The organism is Paenibacillus sp. J22P59, from assembly GCF_059383895.1.
The window spans coordinates 340,881-361,810 of the sequence record NZ_JBXENX010000005.1 but is presented as its reverse complement, the minus strand read 5'-3'; the positions used below and the strand labels follow the sequence as shown (position 1 = coordinate 361,810).

The 20,930-nt window shown below is 48.6% G+C and carries 15 protein-coding genes; 3 read left to right on the top strand and 12 right to left on the bottom strand.

Translation table 11 applies throughout. The features are described 5' to 3' along the window. Positions 1 to 403 precede the first annotated feature (403 nt). The 11 genes from purT to leuC form a co-directional block, all read right to left on the bottom strand. Entirely contained in the window at positions 404 to 1,585 is a 1,182-nt protein-coding gene (gene purT / locus AC50YO_RS11335) for a formate-dependent phosphoribosylglycinamide formyltransferase (protein WP_494846937.1), read from the bottom strand. Between the two features lie 129 nt (positions 1,586 to 1,714). Then, the gene (locus AC50YO_RS11330) at positions 1,715 to 3,538 is read right to left on the bottom strand and encodes an ABC transporter ATP-binding protein (protein ID WP_494846936.1); all 1,824 of its coding nucleotides are present in this window, start codon (positions 3,536 to 3,538) and stop codon (positions 1,715 to 1,717) included. Beyond that, entirely contained in the window at positions 3,535 to 5,328 is a 1,794-nt protein-coding gene (locus tag AC50YO_RS11325; protein ID WP_494846935.1) for an ABC transporter ATP-binding protein, read from the bottom strand. Before AC50YO_RS11325 ends, AC50YO_RS11330 begins: the two co-directional genes overlap by 4 nt. A 314-nt stretch (positions 5,329 to 5,642) precedes the next feature. After that, on the bottom strand, positions 5,643 to 9,284 hold the full coding sequence (locus tag AC50YO_RS11320; RefSeq protein WP_494846934.1) for a dynamin family protein: 3,642 nt from the start codon (positions 9,282 to 9,284) through the stop codon (positions 5,643 to 5,645). 3 nt (positions 9,285 to 9,287) lie between these two features. Beyond that, positions 9,288 to 9,557: an NAD/NADP transhydrogenase alpha subunit gene (locus tag AC50YO_RS11315; protein ID WP_494846933.1), complete on the bottom strand. Its 270-nt coding sequence runs from the start codon at positions 9,555 to 9,557 to the stop codon at positions 9,288 to 9,290. A gap of 5 nt (positions 9,558 to 9,562) precedes the next feature. Next, positions 9,563 to 10,264, bottom strand: coding sequence for an endonuclease III (nth, locus tag AC50YO_RS11310; RefSeq protein ID WP_494846932.1), 702 nt, complete (start codon positions 10,262 to 10,264; stop codon positions 9,563 to 9,565). 133 nt (positions 10,265 to 10,397) lie between these two features. Further along, positions 10,398 to 12,887, bottom strand: a complete 2,490-nt coding sequence (locus tag AC50YO_RS11305; protein ID WP_494846931.1) for an S-layer homology domain-containing protein — start codon at positions 12,885 to 12,887, stop codon at positions 10,398 to 10,400. Positions 12,888 to 12,943: 56 nt separating this feature from the next. Next, positions 12,944 to 13,510: a GerMN domain-containing protein gene (locus AC50YO_RS11300; protein WP_494846930.1), complete on the bottom strand. Its 567-nt coding sequence runs from the start codon at positions 13,508 to 13,510 to the stop codon at positions 12,944 to 12,946. A 7-nt stretch (positions 13,511 to 13,517) separates the two neighbouring features. After that, the gene (locus AC50YO_RS11295; protein ID WP_494846929.1) at positions 13,518 to 14,951 is read right to left on the bottom strand and encodes an N-acetylmuramoyl-L-alanine amidase; all 1,434 of its coding nucleotides are present in this window, start codon (positions 14,949 to 14,951) and stop codon (positions 13,518 to 13,520) included. A 157-nt stretch (positions 14,952 to 15,108) separates the two neighbouring features. Then, a complete protein-coding gene (gene leuD / locus AC50YO_RS11290) occupies positions 15,109 to 15,708 on the bottom strand; it encodes a 3-isopropylmalate dehydratase small subunit (RefSeq protein WP_494846928.1) in 600 nt (199 codons plus the stop codon). Between the two features lie 28 nt (positions 15,709 to 15,736). Then, positions 15,737 to 17,155, bottom strand: a complete 1,419-nt coding sequence (leuC, locus tag AC50YO_RS11285; protein WP_494846927.1) for a 3-isopropylmalate dehydratase large subunit — start codon at positions 17,153 to 17,155, stop codon at positions 15,737 to 15,739. A gap of 158 nt (positions 17,156 to 17,313) precedes the next feature. Here leuC and AC50YO_RS11280 point away from each other — a divergent pair, with 158 nt between their 5' ends. Continuing rightward, complete coding sequence (locus tag AC50YO_RS11280; RefSeq protein WP_494846926.1) at positions 17,314 to 18,207, top strand: LysR family transcriptional regulator; 894 nt, start codon at positions 17,314 to 17,316, stop codon at positions 18,205 to 18,207. A gap of 12 nt (positions 18,208 to 18,219) precedes the next feature. Here the strand turns inward: AC50YO_RS11280 and AC50YO_RS11275 are convergent, their stop codons facing one another. Then, positions 18,220 to 19,014: a carbon-nitrogen family hydrolase gene (locus tag AC50YO_RS11275; RefSeq protein ID WP_494846925.1), complete on the bottom strand. Its 795-nt coding sequence runs from the start codon at positions 19,012 to 19,014 to the stop codon at positions 18,220 to 18,222. A 119-nt stretch (positions 19,015 to 19,133) separates the two neighbouring features. On the opposite strand from AC50YO_RS11275, the gene AC50YO_RS11270 reads away from it, so the two are divergent. Beyond that, positions 19,134 to 19,595 carry a hypothetical protein gene (locus AC50YO_RS11270; protein WP_494846924.1) on the top strand — a complete coding sequence of 154 codons (462 nt, stop codon included), beginning with the start codon at positions 19,134 to 19,136 and terminating at the stop codon, positions 19,593 to 19,595. Between the two features lie 121 nt (positions 19,596 to 19,716). Then, positions 19,717 to 20,910, top strand: coding sequence for a pyridoxal phosphate-dependent aminotransferase (locus AC50YO_RS11265; RefSeq protein WP_494846923.1), 1,194 nt, complete (start codon positions 19,717 to 19,719; stop codon positions 20,908 to 20,910). Positions 20,911 to 20,930 lie beyond the last annotated feature (20 nt).

Genomic DNA, 20,930 nt, shown 5'->3' with positions numbered 1-20,930 from the left:
CCTGAGATATGAGGTTCACCTCATACCTCCAAGCTTCACTCGCCATTTGCCCGCCATTATGAATGCTTACCCTCATACATTTGTGAGTCTGCCTCATACTGGTCCCACTTTTAGCCCGAGCTTCTAATTCTCCCTCACTTGCCGATTAACAAATAGCAGCACATCCTCCGTCCCTTATTCCTAAGCAGGTAATTGGACCAGTTGGATCAGTATTAAGATACCTATATTTCGTTCTTCAACAAGCTGCTCTAGTAGGCCGCCATGCACCAAAAAGCGCGAGCAGCAGGGTCACTTGTCCCCTGCTGCTCGCGCTTTTACAAAAATCAACCATTAGATAGCCGACCTATACAATTATAGCTTCTATATAGGACAGCCCCTGTGCTGATTCCTATGCCTCTGCCTACTAATCCTTATATTCAATAAATAGAGATTCTGCTGCCTGACGCGCTGTCTCACGCGCTTGCTCCACGTCTCCCGCTGTGCTTAATGCGACCGCCATTCGGCGCCCGATCTTCGTCTCCGGCTTGCCAAAAACACGCACCTGCGTATTAGGGAGCGCCAATGCCGACTCGATGCCGCCAATGCGAAACTCGCTATGCTCGCGGTCCGCTTTTAACGTATGCGACGCACCCGGTGTCAGTAAGCGGATGGTTGGAATAGGGAACCCAAGGATAGCCCGCACATGAAGCGCGAATTCAGACAGATCCTGTGTCGCCATCGTCACCATTCCAGTGTCATGTGGGCGAGGAGAAACCTCACTGAACAATACGCCATCCTGCGTGAGGAACAGCTCTACTCCGTATAGACCGTATCCGCCTAGCTCCTCTGTAATGGCCTGTGCAATCGCTTCTGCTTGCTCTACTTGCTCTCTTGTCATAGCATGCGGCTGCCAAGACTCGATATAATCGCCGTCCTTCTGAACATGTCCAATAGGCGGGCAGAAGCTTGTGCCCGATACCGAACGTACCGTTAATAGCGTAATCTCAGACTCAAAGGTAATAAAGCCCTCCACAATGATCCGCTTCTTCTTGGCGCGGCCGCCCTCCATCGCATAATTCCAGCAGGCTTCAATATCCGATTCAGATCGGCATACGCTCTGCCCCTTGCCCGATGAACTCATAATTGGTTTAATAACGCAGGGAAAGCCAAGCTCCTTCACGGCTTCACGCAGCTCGTCCTCTGTATCCGCGAAGCGATAGGGAGCCGTAGGTAGCGACAGGGTCTCCGCAGCAAGCCGACGAATGCCTTCACGATCCATCGTTAGTCTTGCAGCTCGTGCTGTAGGAATAACATGAAAGCCCTCTTGCTCCAGCTCCACTAATGTGTCTGTAGCTATAGCTTCAATCTCCGGTACGATATAGTCAGGACGCTCTTCCTCAATAATCTTGCGAATAGCAGCTCCATCCAGCATATCCGCTACATAATAGCGATGCGCAACCTGCATAGCCGGCGCATGGGCATAACGGTCGACTGCAATTGTCTCAACTCCCAGACGCTGCGCTTCCAGCACAACCTCTTTGCCGAGCTCTCCAGAACCTAGAAGTAATAGCTTGCGAGCATGTGTTGACAATGGTGATCCATACATAATGACAAAGAACCTCCTAGAAGTGAGCCATGGCAGCAGCCAGCGCATCTAACCCGGTGGACAAATAGCTGCTGGTTGCTTGTGGCATGTTTTCTTCCATTGTGGAGGTTCTAAGCCTAAAAATCAAGACTATGCGGACAAGAAACGATACTGTGCTTCAATTAGTCCATTGTATATGCCGCCCTTGGCAATAAGCGTCTCATGATTGCCCTGCTCAACGATTTCGCCATGATCGAGTACAACGATTTCATCGGCATGCCGGATCGTAGACAGCCGGTGAGCAATCATGAACGAAGTGCGTCCGGCAAGCAGTGTTTTTAAGGCTTCTTGAATATGAAGCTCCGTTTCCGTATCAATGCTGGCTGTCGCTTCATCCAAGATCAATACGCGAGGATTCGCCAGCAACGCTCTTGCAAAAGACAACAGCTGGCGCTGGCCCATCGAGAGGATGTTCCCCCGCTCCTCTACCTGCGTGTCATAGCCGTCAGGCAGGCCCATAATAAATTCATGCGCATGTACAGCGGCTGCTGCTGCTTCGATATCGGCATCTGTCGCATCCAAGCGCCCGTAACGGATATTATCACGGATTGATCCGGCAAAGATGAAGGTATCCTGCAGTACGATGCCAACCTGCGAGCGCAAGCTCTCAATCGTTACATCACGTATATCCAATCCATCAATCAGAATGCGTCCTTCCACAGGGTCATAGAAACGGCATAATAAATTAATGATGGTGCTTTTGCCTGATCCCGTGTGCCCTACTAGTGCGATAGACTGTCCTGCCTTCACATTCAGGTTAATTCCTTTCAACGCAGGCCGTCCCGTCTCATATTCAAATACAAGGTGATCAAAGGTGACATCCCCGCGAATAGGGGGCAGCTCTCTCGCTGAAGGCAGCTCTCCTACTGTGGGCTCCTCATCAATAAATTCAAAAATACGCTCGGAGGAAGCCATCGCAATCAACAGCTGCGAGTACATTTGGCCCAGTCGATTGATCGGGTCCCAGAAATTTCCGATATAATTCGCGAACCCGACCAATACACCTACTGTAATCGCACCGATCTGAATCAAATGAGAGCCATACCAGAATAAGATGAACGTTCCAAGAGCTGCTGTAATCTCAATGACAGGTCCAAAGGACTGGTTGAGTGCTGAAGCCTTATTCCAGGATTTCAAATTCACGGTATTCATATGATCAAAGAAACGCATATTGTCTTTTTCCTGTACATATGCCTGCGTTACCTTCATCCCTTGAATACTCTCGTTCAAATGAGCATTAATACGCGATTGCTTCATCCGAACATCCTGCCATGCGAATCGAATCCGCTTGCGAAGCGAGGTCGATACGAGGAACATAAGGGGGACGGTAATCATAACCGCAAGGCCAAGCTTAAAGTTCCATGCCAGCAAAATAATGACAATACCGACGAGCTGCACACAGTCCATCAGCAGATTGACAACGCCGTTAGTGAACAGATCCTGCAAGGCGTTCACGTCATTCGTTACCCGCACGAGCACGGAGCCTGCAGGCCGTTTATCATAAAAGCGGAATGAAAGCTTCTGAATATGACGGAACAAATCATGGCGCAGATCATAGATGACCTTCTGCCCGATGACATTCGTATATTTGATCCGATACGTATTGGCCCCCCACTGTACGATATACAGAGCAAGCATAATAGCTGCAATGCTATACAGCTTGGTGAAGCTCGCTGCGCCGTTCTCAGGCGCGATTGCTTCATCAATAGCTAGTATGACGAGAGCCGGAATCCCCAAGCGAGTCAACGTGCCCAGAATCATCATGAGCAATACGGGAATCAACTGCCTCGAATAAGGCTTCATGTAATGGAAGAGCCTGCGCAGCTGTGCCCAGTTAAACGGTTTTTCGATCACTTCGTCATCTTGATAAACGAATCGTTCCTTTTTATCATTGTTGGTTTTACTGCTGCTCATTGTAAGGTGTTCCTCCCTTGCTTCACTTGCGATTCCACTAGCTCATCTAACTCATCTAATGGATGATCGGCATATTGAATCGAATAGGTATCCCGGTATGGGCCCTTCTGGGCAAGCAGCTCGGTATGAGTGCCGCGCTGAACAATATGGCCTTGATCAAGAACGATAATCTCGTCAGCATGCCGAAGGGAGGAAATGCGATGGGCGATAATGAACGTGGTCCGGCCGGCCATCAGCTCCTTAAAGCCCGCTTGAATCTCATGCTCTGTCTCCATGTCTACTGCACTCGTCGCATCATCCAGAATGAGAATACGCGGATTTTTGATCAATGCTCTAGCAATCGCAATCCTCTGCTTCTGCCCGCCCGACAAGCCCATTCCCCGTTCCCCGACGATTGTGTTGTAGCCAAGCGGCAGCTCCATGATGAAATCATGGGCTTTGGCAAGCTTAGCGGCATATTCAACCTGCTCATCCTTCACCTCACGAACCCCATAAGCAATATTCGCCCGAATGGAAGCCGAGAAGAGAAAGGTTTCCTGAAAGACAGGTGCTATCTGGCTGCGAAGACTTTCAACCTCAAGATCATTGATATCTATGCCATCCAGCGTAATCCGGCCTTGCTTCACCTTGTAGGCTCGCATAAGCAGCTGTATAATCGTAGATTTGCCGGAGCCAGTCGCCCCGAGCAGTCCGATCACAGCACCCGCAGGCGCATCAATCGAAATGTTAGTCAAGGCCGCCGCTTTATCGGGATACTGGAAGGTTACATTCTCGAATCGAACGCTGCCTTTTACAGCTTGGTTATCCAATACAACAGCGTCCGCTATGCTTTTTATATGCACATGCTCATTCAGCAGCCCAAGTACCCGTTCGCCGGAAGCCTTCGATTGTGTATAGTTGTTAATATGGAAGCCGATGCCCCACATAGGGCCAATAATGTACCAAATCAGGCTGAAGAATGCGACGAGCTCTCCCAGCTTTAATTCACCCTGAATAACAAATGTACCGCCGACAACGAGTAGAATAACCGGGCTTAGATTGGCGAACAGCTCCATGAAAGGGAAAAACTTCGCCCAAATGCTCGCAGCCCCTATCTGATTTTTCTGGTAAGCTTCGTTTCGTATAGAGAACTTGCTGACTTCATGAGATTCGCGGGCAAATGATTTAACAGTGCGTACGCCTGTAATGTTCTCTTGTACCGCTGTCGTCAGGTTGCTCATCGCTTGCCGCATTTCTTGAAAGGCTGGATGGATTCTTTTCTCGAAGCGAATAGCTGTGAACACAAGCAGCGGGATAGCAACCAGCGTAATCAGTGTCAGCTGCCAATGGATCGACATCATCATGGCTCCTCCGAATACAACCATAAGCACAACGTTCAAAATTTGGGCGAAGCCAAACCCGATGAAGTTGCGGATCGCCTCAAGATCAGCGGTCAGCCGTGACATCAGATCACCAGTCTTCGCTTTATCATAATATTGAAAAGAAAGCGTTTGTAGTTTGTCATAGCTCGCATTACGCATCCGATAAGCGACTCGATTGCCGAGCCTGCCCCCGAAGAAGCCATGTAAAAACTGCATAAGTCCTTTTAAGGTGACCACGCATACGACGGTGAGAGCGAGCATAGGCACCTTGCCATATTGTTCTGGAATGATGACATCATCAATCAGAATGCGCAACAGGTTGGGGTACACGAGACCAAGCGCAGTAGCACACATCAGGCAGAGGATTGAAGTCAACAAAAACTTGCGTTCAACCCAATAAAACCGTTTTAATTGCTTAAAAACGTCCACGTAACTCCCTCTCCCCATTTATGTATTTATAAGTATGGAATGAATATTATCAGCATCATTCCAGAGGGGCAAACCGTATAAAATTCCGTATATTTGGATGAAGCAGCCGAATGTGGCGAATTAGAAAACATAATGGGGTAATGCTTTCAATTAATCCAAAATCATCCTCTAAATAGGCCTATTCCTTCGTTTTTGCACAGAAACACACAATAAAGGAATATTTATCGAAAAAAAGGCTGTCTGGAAGCCTCCTCTACAGGAGACTAGCCAGACAGCCTTTGTATTCACACGCGAAGTCGAATATACGTTGTGCTTTATGAAGTTTGAAGCTGAACAAGCTGCTCATGCAGCCCTTGAAGCTGACCCCGGTCCGCATTGTCGGACAAGGAGCTTTGCTTCCCTTCCACATAGCTGGCCAAATCATTTTGCAAGCCATGCCCTGCATGCTCGGCACTATTATGCCATAAGAACCCATACATAGCTGTCCACTGCTCAATATGAACATTCATCCAAGCCTGAAGCGTTGGCGCCAGAATCGTGTCCAAATCTTTGCGCAGCAGCGCTTTCCCTTCACCCTCGAAAAACTGGCGCGGTGATTTGAAGCGGCTCCACAGCCATTTGACATCAATAGCAGCAGCTCTCCACTCCTCTATAGCCTCAGGCGTCGGAATGTCGACAGCGGTGTATGGAACACCGCTGTAACCGGAGATCAACGACTCCAGCTGCTCAAGGCAGAGGGCATATTGCTTGCCCAAAAGCACATTCAACGTTTTCTCCATCCTGAGCGTCGTAGCTTGCAGCTCTTGCGAGAGCTCCGTCTGTACAAGACGCTGAAGCTCCAGCCATGACGTCCAGATCATCTTGCGCAGATCACGTCCATCATCCTGCAAGCTGGATGGATTGAAGGCGTAATTATAGAACTCCCCGAATCTAAGCTGTATCCGTTGGATGACATAATACAAAAGCTCATTAAGCTCTTGGCTCAATTGCGCAGGCGCTTCTCCAGCGATGAAAGCCTCCATTCTTGCGGAAGCCTCTACATAATGCCGATCAAGCTGCTCTCGCATAGCTTGCCTTGAAGCTGCATCCCCCGCGGCACTTTGCAAGAAATCGGCAACGGTAGCAACTGCTCTGGCGATCTCCTGATCAGCCGAATCAACAGCTAAACGGCCAAGATCATGCTGCACGAAGTGCAGGAAGGACTGTTCGAATGCATCGACGCCAGATTGCTGCAGCAGCTGCTCATCGCCAGCTAGCTTGGCATCCAGCGCTTGCAGGCTGGAGACGGGATATAGACGAGGGGAGCGAATTCCATGCTGAAGCAAGTTATGCCCTACATGCTTGAGGACATCCTGCAGCTCTTCTTCATCAGCCGCCAAGTCTGCCGCATTCACAAGGAAGAACATTTTATCAAGCTCGAACTGGTCCTTCACTCGCCCAAGCTGCATCAGAAACTGACGGTCAGCCTGCGAGAACGCATGGTTATAATAAGTAACGAACAATACAGCATCCGCATTCTTGATGTAATTAAAGGCGACGCCCGTATGTCTGGCGTTAACCGAATCCGCTCCTGGGGTATCGACTAATACGATACCTTGACGTGTAAGCGGACAATCATAATGCAGCTCAATCTCGCTGACGAAGCAGGAACGCGACTCCTCCGCGACAAACCGCTCATATTCATCTTGGGATACGGCGATTTGCTGCCCCAGCAGCTCCTCATGCGTCTCCCACCCCATGCGAGCGGCACGCAGGAAGCTGTAATGCGGCCTGCCGCCAGCGTGAATAGAATCTGGAGATATGCGGTCAATGGCGCGCATGATAGCCGCAGCGTCCGGCATAGCCGCTTCTGAGGCGTCCTCACCCAGCAGCGCCAATGAATATCGCAGATCTTCAATAATCGCTTCGCGAGCCTTCATGACTACAGTAGCGGTACCATGCGCGTACTCTGCCGTAGGCGGTACGAGACGGTTAATCGCAGCTGTCGTCGGATTCGGCGACACCGGAAGCACCGGCTCGCCGATAAGCGCATTAGCGAGCGAGGATTTGCCCGCGCTGAATGCTCCGAACAGCGCGATTGTGAACCGGCTATGCTCCAGCCGGTTCGCTTTGTCGCGCATAGCGTGCGCAGCCGCTGCGAGCGGGGCATGCGGCGCCAGCAATGCGGCGGCGCGATTGAGACGCGCAGCTGCGCTATGCTGCTGCGCGAGCGCTGCGCCGCCGGCAAGTGCGGCGCCAGCAGGCGCAGCCTTGCGCTGCGGCGCAGCAGCTGGCGCTGGCGCGCTGGCAGCAGCTGCTGCTGGCGCACTAGCGGCGCGAGCGCTCGCCTGCGGCGCTGGCAGCGCTGGCCGCGGCGCTTGCGTCGGCAGCGCGGCAGCGAGCCGCGCCGCGTGAGCGGCGCCGCGCTCTGCAAGCGCAGCGAGCTGCGCGAGCGCCCCAGCTTGCACGCTAAGCGCCGCAAGCTGGCCTTGCACATCCGCAGCTGCCGCCGTGCTTGCGCCAGCCGCGTGCTCTACCAACGCGTCGACGATCTCGTACGAGCGCTTGCGATAAAGAGCCTTTACCTCTGCGGCAAGCTCGCGCGTATACGTCATTGTATACTCGTTGCCGAATACGGCTCCGGTATTCACGCGATCGATCAGCCATTGCGGCTCAGGCTGCCAGTTAAGTGTCTGAGCCAGTGCCTGCTCCAACAGGTCAAGCGGATACCCGCTGGCTTCTGCTGAGCGGCGCAGCATATCCTTCACATGCCAATCTACTGCGGCATTCACTTGTCCTGCGAAGTCGACCCGGAAGGTCTCCAGGCGGCGTTCCTGCTCTGCAGCGGTCTTTGCTCCAGCGAATAATAAGCCAGCCTTGAAGCCTGGCTTACGGCTTTCCAGAAAAGCATGCGCTTTGTCCCTGACAGGCGCAGGCGTAATAATCGCATTATCGAGCAGCGCTTGAAGCTCTTGGCGCATAGCCAGTCGAATTCGCTCTGGCTCGTCTCTTAGCCTATCCGCCTCTGCCGCTAGCTGAGCCATCTCATCCTTAACCCGGGCTGCCTCATCCTCGCCTCCCGCTTCCGCGATAAGGCGTTCACGCTCTGGCTCATCGCGAGTCTCTCCCCACTTCTTATGCTCAGAGAGCAGGTGCCGCAGGGAAGCATCCACGCTATAAGCAGCCAGCGGATCTCTTAATTGCGCAAGCTTGGTTAGCAGCAGCTCCAGCTGTTCCCACTCCTGATGCGGGTGATCGGGCTGACGCAAAGACAAATAAACGATCCCAGCCGGCTCCAAATGCCAAGCTTGAAACGCTTCTGCTACACTTTTACGATATTGCTCGAATGACAATTCTTGCTCTCTGTGCTTATCGATTTGATTAACGATGAAGTATAAGGGCTTGCCCCAGTCTTTCAACTGTTTGGCGAATGCAAAATTAATCTCGGATTGCACATGATTATAATCCATCACATAGAAGACTACATCTGCCAGATGAAGGGCTGATTCCGTTGCCATCCGATGCGCATCATCTGTGGAGTCGATGCCCGGTGTATCCAATAGCACCGTGTGCTCTCCCAATCTTTCCGTAGGATAAGAAATAGCTACGGATGTAATATTCTCTCCATCCTTGCAATAGGCGTCAAGCTCTTGCAAAGGAATATCAACTGTCACGTAATGACCATTCTTCTCAGTCATCACGCTGGCTTTTGCCTCCATGCCGCCACGGATGGCAACTACGTTTGCACTTGTTGGTATCGGGCTCGAAGGAAGCAGCTGCGCTCCGCATAATCGATTGATGAGCGTTGACTTTCCAGCCGAGAAATGGCCGCAGAAAGCAACAGTAAGCCGACCCTCGGCCAGCTTACTGTTCAACTCCAGTACTTGCTGTGCGTGCAACGTATCGCCTGCAGCGCCCATCTCCGATGCTGCGAAGGCCAATGCTTCAGCCATGCTGCGTACGGTCGTATCAATCATCGTCTATACAGCTTCCTCTTCTGCCGGAAGGCAAATCTCGAACACGTTGCCGTGCTGCAAAATCATAATGTTGCGTTCTTTCTCTCTCATCACAACAACCTCAGGCTTTTGGCGCATACGCTCAATGTATTGATCCGGAACATCGCCCGAGCCGCTCACTGTGATACCTTCTACGAGAATATCTTCATTTTCTTGCGGAGGAAATTCTAGCACTTGCTCATAAATATCAGAGAACTGTTCAAAATCGTTTGTATACACGGAAATGCATTTCATTGTCATCATCCTTCATTGGCTATTTTCGGTTTCTTTGCCTTATTTATAGTTTTAGTAGTTTTACCCGGCTTCATACGTCGCTGACCTTCTTTACATAAATCCAGCAGTGGACATATAGGGCATTGCGGGTTCTGTGCTTTGCAATGATAGCGCCCAAAAAATATGAGTCTGTGATGAGTCAGCGTCCATTCATCCTGAGGCACCAGCTTCATCAGCTTCTTCTCTACCTCTAATACCGTATCATCCGGCTTGGCGACCCCTAATCGTTTGGATACTCGGTCCACATGCGTATCCACCGCAATTGCAGGAACACCAAAGGCATTTGACACGACAACGTTGGCGGTCTTACGGCCGACACCAGGCAGCTCGGTCAGTTGCTCATGCTTCTTCGGAACTTCACCTTCATATTTATCGATGAGAATTCGGCATAACTTTTGAATGTTGGAAGCCTTGCTGCGGAATAAACCGATTCGTCTAATATCCTGCTCCAGCTCTTCCAATGGAACAGCCAAATAATCCTCAGGCCTTTGGTATTTCTCGAATAATGTGGCCGTCACTTTATTCACTGTTTCATCTGTGCACTGGGCAGATAACAAAACGGCGATTGTAAGCTCGAACGGATTGCGATGGTGCAGCTCACAATGCGCATTAGGAAACATCTCTGCTAACGTATCCAATATATGGCGCATCTTCTGTTTTGCATTCATCGGTCGTCTCTCCTAATTCAATTACTATCGTTCAAAGTGTAGCGAAAATTGTCACGCTGCGCAACCCATTAAACGCTGTAAATAAAGAAAAAACTGCCCGAAGAGCAGTTTTTTCACATAACCTTACGATTTTTTAAGATTTTTTGATCTCAAAAGCCTTGTTGCGGAAGGCATAAATAACAAGCGTGTCTCCGTATTTAATGGAATCAAACGTAATAGCTTTTCCATTCGAAGTCAGCTTCGTATCCGCCGAAATATAGAAAAAGTTGCTATTATCATTAGAAGTTGCCTTGAGCGTCCAGAGCAAGCCTTCCGATGCTTTGTATTCCGTGAACGTTCTCGTCTCGCCTAGAGCAACGTTAATAATAACAGATTCGTTAACGTCCTTGTAGACTTCTACGAAATCCCCTACTTGAAGGAGTGATAGGTTCGCTGCGCTGCTTGACCCTTTATTCACTTTGAAGCTTGAGCCCAATGGGATCGTTACGGCTGTTCCATTCTGTTGCGTAACAGAAATGCTTGTATCTGTTACCGAAGCTATTTTGCCATAAGTGAATCCAATTACTTTAACCATAGTCGGCTGCTTGCCAACATAGCTCACATTAATATAAGAGCCAGGCTGCAACAAATCTACCGTCATCTTAGCGCCTTTCTCATTATAAAGATCAATAGAGGACAGATTAAGCTCCATGGTCACGTTAGCAGAGCTTGTTACAACAATTCTCTTCGTTTGGCTATTAACAGATTTCACTTCATATTGAAGCGACTTATGCACTTGCACAGACGAAGCCTTGTCCTGTGAGCCGTCTAATAGAACCGTTAATTTGTCTCCTGCTTTAAGATCCGTAAGCGCGGCCGTCGATTGTCCTGGAATTTCTACAAAAGGATTGGTATATGGCACATTTACAGTTGTACCGCCAGCAATCGTCATTGTAATGGTACGGCTGGAAGGATTAAGGGAAACGAATAACCCTTCATGCCTATAAATAAATTGAATAGATACTACAGTCTGACCCGATAATGTAATCGTAATCTTCCTGCCTTTATTCATATAGCTGTCGATGTCTTTCAATTCAATAATTCTTCCGTTATAATCCAACCTCGTTTTTTCATTCAAGTATACAATTTGGTCAGATTTGCCGCTAGGATCGGATACCACCAGCATTTTTTTCTCAGGGAAATAACCTTCAACCTGAGCGCCAACGATCGTGTCCACATTGCGGTTGACGACCTTGATTTTCGTTACTTCCTCATCATCATTCAACGTAATCTCAATGTCATCTACTTCTTTAAGCAGATCCTCGATCGTTGGCGATGCGATCCCTTCAATCGATATATCTACTTTATCCGCAAGAAAACGGGATACAAGCTGCTTATTAGCATCCATATAAGTAATAAGCGTATGGTCTGCCGAGAAAAACTTCCCTTTTACTACACCAGCACCTGATTGTTGATCTGTAGTAATCTTTACAGCCAGGGATGAAGTACGGAATGTATCCTGCGTAATTGTGACCATGCTGTCACGCTTCAGCTCACCCAACGTCAATGTCTTGCCAGCTGTGTCTGTTACGATCAAATTACTCGCATAATTTATTCGTACAGGCTCATCATTAATCCACACATAAATATAATTATTGGCTGTGTTGACGCGATCAAACTTTGCTGTCACCGTCTTAACCTGCGGCTCATCGCTTTGCACTTCTATATACTGCAGCTTACCGGATTTCTCGATCAGAATAATATTTGTATAGAGCTTCACGCTGCTAAGTGAGATTGGCTTCTCGCTGTCTCGATGATAGACCAATGTATCTGTTCCAATCGTATAGGTCTTGTCCGTACCCTCGCTATAAACCGTAATAGCCGAATCAGTCAGTCCCGTTACGACACCACTGCTTTGTCCGGCATAAGCAACAGCATGCAGTTTCTGCGCACGACTAAACAATGTCGCCAAGCTTGCCCGATTAACAGCGGCCTTCGGATCAAATTTATCTGCTGTAACACCCTTGACGAGGTCTAGAGAAACGGCTGCATTCACATAGCCCAAATAGGATGATGTAATTTGAGCCGAGTCCTTGAAGGAGGAGGCTGTTCCGCTCAATTGCTTGGCTGTCTCTTCTTCCCCAATTGCTCTAACTAGAAGCTTCGTCACCCATTCTCTCGAAGCAGGCGTCGTTCCCCATTCTTTGTTAGCATCGCGGGATGCCAATTCATATTCCTGCTTTTGGTCAAGAAGGCCCTTCTCAAAGGCAAGCTTAATATAAGGCTTGTAGAAAGTGCCAACCTTGAAGGATTCAGGGAAGACAACAAGATCATTCGTATTGATCTGATCTTGCAGGCCAGCGAAGCGAAGAGCCATAACAACTGCTTCTTCCTGTGACACACTCTTTGCCGGACGGAATTCCGTCTTGCCGCTTGAAGTATTATAGCCATTAATAATACCTTGCAAATACAGCTTTGCTATATGCTTTTCTGCCCAATGGCCTGCACTTACGTCAACGAATGGCGTATTCATTGCAGCTGCCGCATAAGTAGAGTGCGGCGGTATAACAATTGCACTGCCTGCAAGCAGAGAAAACGCAAGTGTACTTGCTATAATTGTCTTTCGTGTAGATTTCGATGCCATGAATAGAATCCCCCTCAACGGTTGTGTAGTAACGGTTTCATTAGTTTGTAATTGGGTTAATTAGTAGATGTACGAAGTTTCGGGTGTTCAAGCTCTACATGGCCCATCAAGCTATCAACCTGTTCACCTGTCACTAATAAATCATAGGATTGAACAAAATCAAATTGAAATAAGGTTTTCTCCAAAGATTCAATAATTAATGCTTCTCCCGGTGCTCCCAGACGAGCCTCGTCTGGCACATGAACATCAATCGTGACAGCGCCTTGCTCCAGCTCAACGGAAAGAATATGAATCGATTTCCACAGAGCTACCTTACCTTCAGTTGCTCCTTGCTGCAAGGAAGTCAATGCCTTTTGAATAAGCTCTTTCTCGGATTGATACTCTACCTCTACTTGCTCGCTGAAAAGCTCCGTTAGCTCTTTATCTGTATAGTAGACGGTAATTTCCTTGCTTTGCTTGGCCGGATCTACAGGCTGAATAGTAGCAGTGGGAGTTGGTGCCGGAGTTGAAGAAGCACCCGCTTGTCCATTCGGCTTGTCCGTATTCCCGCAAGCAGCCGCTATGAGAATAATCAATACTAGTGATAACAACAAGCTTGTCGACTTACGCATCCGCGAAATCACTCGCTTTCTATGAAAGTTTCAAATAGTCTTTAATTCCTGCAACAACGCTAGCAGCAATGCGATTCTGCACCGCGTCGTCAAACAATACTTTAGCATCCGAAGCATTGGATATGAAGCCTGTCTCCAGCAATACGGCAGGCATCTTCGTTTCTCTTGTTACATGGAAGCTTTGCTTCTTCACACCACGGTTCTTAAGGCCTGTAGCTGGAACCAAATATTTATGAATGGTCTCTGCGAGGCGCTTGCTATCATCTCTTGAGTAATAAGTCTCAGTGCCATTTGGATCTTTGCTAGGATTGCTGTTTCCATGAATGGATATAAAAAGATCTGCTTTATTCTTCTGTGCGAACGCAACTCGATTAGCTAGAGTAATATACGTATCATCTGGCCGACTTAGCAGTGGTTTGATATTCTTTTCCTTGTCGAGAAGAGCCTTCACCTTAAGTGCAATGCTAAGGTTCAGTTCTTTCTCCCATCTGCCATTAATTCCTTTGGATCCTGGATCCGTACCGCCATGCCCCGCGTCGATGACAATATTATATACCTTATTCGTTACAGGCGGTTTAACAGGGGGGTCAACCGGTGGAATAACCGGATCAACTGGAGCCGTTCCTGCTTCCAGCATATGAATCCGTATTTCCCCAGTTCCCTCGGTAACCTCGACATCCGCATCAGCGGTCAAATCCAGCACAAGTCGAACCGTTGCCGGGCTGTTGGAGAACAAGGAATAACGAATTTGCTGCAATGAAGCATGATCCGCTACCGGAATAGTAGCTCCTGCCGCTGTCATTCCTGAAGCTAGCAAGTCCGAGAAAGTGGTATTTGGAAGATCCAACACAATTCTTTTGGGACCATCCAGCTTGAATGTCTTCTTGGGAACAACCGTTCCTTCATAATTGATTAATACGCTGTTCACACCATCATAGAGTACGGACGTAATGCGTCCTGCAGGACCCTCTACCGGGGGTTCGGTCACTGGAGGTTCGGTAACCGGGGGCACTTCCACATCAGGCTCTTTGATCAGATAGACTGATTTGGTTGCATTATCCCAATTCACCTTGAGCCCAAGCTGTTCTCCTACGAATCGTAGAGGAATCAGTGTAGTCCCTTTTTGAACCTTCGCCGACATGTCCATCTGTACCGGAGTGTTGTTTACTAGAGCAACGCTGTCATCAATTTTAAGAATGATTTCATTGTTCCCGTTATGTATGGTGACTGTCTTGGCTGAGGACGACCAGTTCACTTTGTAGCCAATGCTCTCAGACACAACTCGTATGGGAACAATGGTATTGTTCTGGACAATTTGTGGAGCAACACTGGATTGCAACAATTGGCCGTTTAAGTAAAGCTTCGGTACAACTGTGGGAGCTGCTTGTCCGACATTGCCGAACAAAGTGAATAGAACCGACATTAACAACAGAATGGGTACAAATTTTTTCATTTTCCACCTCGATGACTGAATTGCCCGCATCGAACTCTCTCATTCGACTTTTGCCAGACGATTTATTAGACGCATACTGTCAGAAAAAGTTGCGTTAAGAGGAAAAAAGAGGACGAATCTTCTAGTAGGAAGATTCGTCCTCTTTGGCAGCTTGCCATTAGCCCAATTTAGCGGCTTGTTTTTGCTCATAAGCAGTAATTTTATCTTCATGCTGCAGCGTCAAGCCGATATCATCCAGACCTTGAAGAAGGAATTGACGACGATGCTCATCCAGCTCAAAAGATAGATCCAAGCCGTAATCATCAGTCAGCTTGTTGTTCTCTAGATCAACCGTCAGCTTGTAGCCATCATGCTTGGCTGTCCGTTGGAACAGATCCTCAACTTGCTCTTCGCTAAGCGTGATCGGCAGGATGCCGTTCTTGAAGCAGTTATTGTAGAAAATGTCGGCATAAGAAGGTGCGATAACAACTCTATAGCCATAATCCAGAATAGCCCACGGTGCGTGCTCACGGGAGGAGCCGCAGCCAAAGTTAGCACGGGATACCAGAACGGATGCCCCTTCATAACGCGGCTTGTTCGGCTCGAAGTCAGCATTGACTTCACCGTTTTCATGGAAGCGCCATTCGAAGAAAAGGAACTGACCGAAGCCGCTGCGCTCAATGCGTTTTAGAAATTGTTTAGGAATAATAGCGTCCGTGTCGACATTCACGCGGTCGACCGGGGCAACAATGCCCGTTAGTTTTTTGAATGATTCCATATCGGTAATACCCCTCTCACCCGTTCAATTAGTTCAACACTTCGGATTTAACATTCCAACCGCGCACATCTGTGAAGCGGCCATTAACTGCTGCTGCAACCGCCATTGCCGGCGATACAAGATGCGTGCGTCCTCCGCGGCCTTGACGGCCCTCGAAGTTACGGTTTGAAGTCGATGCACAGCGTTGGCCTGGCTGCAATACGTCAGGGTTCATTGCAAGGCACATCGAGCAGCCTGCTTCACGCCATTCGAAGCCAGCTTCGATAAATACTTTATCAAGGCCTTCTTTTTCTGCTTGAATCTTAACGCGTCCCGATCCTGGAACGACAATTGCCGTTACACGGTCGCTAACTGTGTAGCCTCTAGCAATTTCAGCAGCGGCACGCAGATCTTCGATCCGGCCATTCGTACAAGAACCGATAAAGACATAGTCGATCTCGATCTCGCTCATTGGTGTACCTGGCTTCAAATCCATATACTCAAGTGCTTTTTCAGCAGCTTTACGCTCATTCTCAGTAGGCAAATCTTGCGGGAATGGAACGGAAGAAGTGATGTCCGTACCCATGCCTGGGCTTGTTCCCCAAGTTACTTGCGGAATTAGGGAGTCTACGTCGAAGTCAACGATTGTATCGTACGTAGCGCCTTCATCAGTCGTCAGTTTCTCCCATTCTTGCACAGCCAGCTCATAATTGGCTGGGGAGTACTCACGGCCCTTCAAGTATTCAAAAGTCGTTTGGTCAGGTGCGATCAGACCAGCGCGTGCGCCGCCTTCAATCGACATGTTGCAGACCGTCATACGCTCTTCCATCGTCAGCGTGCGGATTGCTTCACCTGTATACTCGATTACATAACCTGTTGCAAAGTCAGTACCGTATTTCGCAATAACGCCAAGAATCAAGTCTTTTGCTGTTACGCCAGGCTTACGGGAGCCAATGAAGCGAACTTCCATTGTTTTTGGCTTGGATTGCTGCAAACATTGCGTTGCCATAACATGCTCAACCTCGGAAGTACCAATGCCAAATGCCAATGCGCCAAATGCGCCATGTGTCGATGTATGGCTATCGCCGCACACGATTGTTTTACCCGGATGAGTAAGGCCAATCTCAGGTCCCATTACGTGAACGACACCTTGATCAATATTATCGAGATCAAACAGCTTAACGCCGAAGTCTTTACAGTTCTGCGTCAGTGTGTCGATCTGTTGCTTCGAGATTGGATCTGTAATGTTGTAACGATCCTTTGTTGGTACGTTGTGGTCCATCGTTGCAAACGTCAGGTCTGGACGGCGTACTTTACGGCCGGACAAGCGAAGACCTTCGAACGCCTGCGGCGATGTTACTTCATGCACCAGCTGCAAGTCGATATAAATAATGCTAGGCTTGCCTTCTTCCTGATGAATGACGTGATTGTCCCAAATTTTCTCAAACATTGTTCTTTTTTTCGTCATTATATTCACCCCATCGTTCAAGCGTATATTCTCGCTTTGCTCTTTATTAGATGCATTAAGCATAGCATTTCATTCTTGATTGATCTAAGATATAATATCTATAATATTTATAGGTGCGAACTATAAAGCCTTTGCCCCGCATAGAAAGGAATAGATCAATGGAACTAAGACAACTCCAATATGTGATACAAATCGCGCTGGAAAAGAACTTTTCAAGAGCCGCTGAGAAGCTCCATATTGCACAACCATCCCTCAGCCAACAACTATCGAAGCTTGAGCAGGAACTCGGCGTTCTCTTGTTCAGACGGACGACGAATTCAGTAGAGCTGACGCATGCCGGGCAAATATTTGTCGACCGCTCCCAAAACATTCTCGATGCAGTCGAACAATTGAAGCAAGAGATGGATGACATGGCTCAAATGAGGCGTGGACGTCTCGTCGTTGGCACCTTGCCGATTACAGGCTCGCATATTCTTCCGCTCGTGCTTCCCGTTTTTGGAGAGCACTATCCGCAGATCGAGGTCATTCTGGTCGAGGATACCACTTCTCGTCTGGAGCAGCTCACCGCAAGCGGAGGAACAGACCTTAGCTTATTGTCACTGCCGCTTGGAGACGATACGCTGTCGTGGATACCTTTTATGGAAGAAGAAATTTGCTTGGCTGTCTCGCCGCAGCATCGTTTCGCTGATCGAACCGATGCCATTGATGTAGAAGAGCTGAAGGATGAGCCCTTTATCGGACTCAAGAAAGGACAAGGCTTCCGTCAAATAACAGTCGAGCTTTGCCAACAGCATGGCTTTTCTCCGACGATCGTATTTGAGAGCAGCAATATCGAGACGGTTCAATCCTTGGTCGCTGGCGGAATGGGCATAGCCTTCGTTCCTCAAATGCTGACACGGCAAAAAGGGAGCGAATTCGCTCCCAATTATCTTCGTTTGTCTTCAAGTCCATCTAGAACGCTTGTCATTGCCAGCCGCAAGGGCCGCTATTTGTCCAAAGCTGCCGACGCCTTCATTCAAACGATGACAATGACCATTCATCACTACAAATAAATTCCTCTTCATCTAATAGAGAGACGGTCTGCGATCCTCGAATACTGGAATTTTCGAGCGAACGGAATCTACCAAGGACAGATCAATGTCCGCGTAGACGATCGTCTCTTCTTCTCCTGCTTCCGCGATAGCTTCCCCCCAAGGGTCGAGAACCATGGAATGACCGAAAAATGAGGTATCTCCACTCTTCCCTACCCGATTGCAAGCGATAACGAACATTTGGTTCTCAATCGCCCGGGCAGTCAATAATGTACGCCAATGATGAAGTCTTGGATGCGGCCATTCCGCAGGTACGAAGAGCAGCTTGGCGCCTCCAAGAGCGAGCTTGCGTGATAATTCCGGGAACCGGATGTCGTAGCAGATCATCATGCCCGCATCCTCTCCCTCCAATTGCAAGTTACCCAGCTTGTCACCAGCTGCCAAATACTTCTCCTCATCCATCAATCGGAACAAATGAATTTTGGAATAATCTGCGATCACTTTTCCTTCACGGTCAAAAGCATAGATGGTGTTAAAAATACCATCTTCTTTCTTTTCTGCAATCGAGCCTGCCACTATATTAATGCCATGCTTGGAACAGAAGTCGGAGATGAACGCTTTCGTACGCTCCCCTTCACGATCAGCGAGCTCATTAATTTCTGTCAGGGCGTAGCCGGTATTCCACATCTCCGGGAATACGATAACGTCTGGCTTTGGCTCCGCACTAGCTGCTTCTTCCAACATACGGGACAGCTTGGTGAAATTCACTTCCGGCTTCCCAACTTCTATATCCATTTGTAATAGTGCTACACGCAATTGTTTACTCATGATATGCCTCCCAACAATCTAACGCTTATATCCCCTAATGATACCCTCTCATGGATTTGTGTCAAGTTGGGAACGTTATGAGGGATGAGGTTATCCACTGTATAAAAAGGAGAGAATACATGATGCATCTGAACCGATTAGCAGCTCTGCTGCTCACGTTATGCTCTGTTTTATTGTTTGCGGCAGGTACAAGCGTATCCGCTCAATCTGCTCCAGCTCCGGTAGAGCCCGTAAAACCTGTACAAGTATTTGATGTAAAGGCAGAAAAAGTTATTCAAACGCTTCCCAATGAGCAAGCCTATCAGGATTTCGCTAAGAGCTGGATTGACTCCGTAACAGGGTTGTCCCCACAGCTGACGAATGACGAAAGCTGCAGCTACGTCTATCGAATCCCTCTTGTTAAACCGGCTACAGTATCCGTGAATGGCATGCAGCTTGCTTCTGACGAGGTATTTTTATTTTATTGTGAAGGCAAGCCGCCGCTCTTGCTTGTATTCGATGAGCAGCGCAGGCCTTATTTGCTTCTCTTCAAAGAAGATATTAAGCCTTTCATCAAAAAAATCGGCGTTCCTACGCTCTAAAAGGTAGGGTAGCACTCGAATTCCACTCCATACCGACTAATATACTCGACATAAATGGTTTTGACATGCTACATTTATGCTAATGTCGTTATAATTTAGAGAGCAAGTGGAGTGTGAGCCCATGGAAACACAAATCGGTCAACAAATAATCAAGCCTGCGGATCGGATGACGGGACTGCCGACGCAGTTTTTTGCCAAGCTCGTCGGCAAAGCCAATGCCCAGATCGCCAAGGGGCGAGATGTCATTAACTTGGGGCAAGGCAATCCCGATCAGCCTACTCCCCCACATATTGTAGCCAAGCTTCAAGAGGCAGCAACCAATCCTTTGTACCACAAGTATCCCCCATTCAGTGGATATTCGTTCTTGAAAGAAGCGGTCGCCCATCGTTACAAAGAGGATTACAATGTCGATATTGATCCAACCACGGAGGTTGCCATTCTGTTCGGCGGCAAGACGGGCCTTGTTGAGATCAGCCAATGCCTCCTCAATCCCGGTGATGTCTGCTTGGTGCCAGACCCTGGCTACCCGGATTATTGGTCAGGCGTGGCCCTTGCAGGTGCGACAATGGAATTCATGCCTTTGAAGGCGGAGAACGCCTTCTTACCGGATTATAATGCAATTCGTCCAGAAGCACTGGAACAGGCCAAGCTTATGTTCCTGAACTATCCCAATAATCCAACTGGTGCTGTAGCAAGCTCCGAGTTTTATGCGGAGACAGTTGCATTCGCCAAACGAAATAACGTTGTCGTATCCAGTGACTTCGCATACGGTGCCATCGGGTTCGATGGCAAGCGCCCGGTCAGCTTCCTCCAGACACCCGGCGCTAAGGAAGTAGGCGTCGAGTTCTATACGTTATCCAAATCCTACAATATGGCGGGCTGGCGTGTTGGATTTGCTATCGGCAATGCTCAGGTCGTATCCTTAATCAATTTGATCCAGGACCATTATTACTGCAGCCTGTTCGGCGGCATTCAAGAAGCAGCCGCTGAAGCTTTGACAGGCTCTCAGCAATGTGTGGCCGATTTAAACACGATGTATGAAAGCCGTCGCGAAGCTTTGTTTGGCGCACTTGAGCGGATCGGCTGGAAGGCTGAGCGTCCGGGAGGCTCCTTCTTCTGCTGGCTCCCTGTGCCTGCTGGCCACACCTCTGAATCGTTCGCAGACCTCGTGCTGCAAGAGGCTGATGTTGTCGTTGCTCCAGGTGTTGGGTTCGGAACGCATGGCGAGGGCTATGTCCGCTTGGGACTGCTCACCAATGAAGCTCGCCTTGTAGAAGCGGTTGAACGTATAGGAAGGCTTGGCTTATTCAAATAAAACGATCGTATATTCGCTTA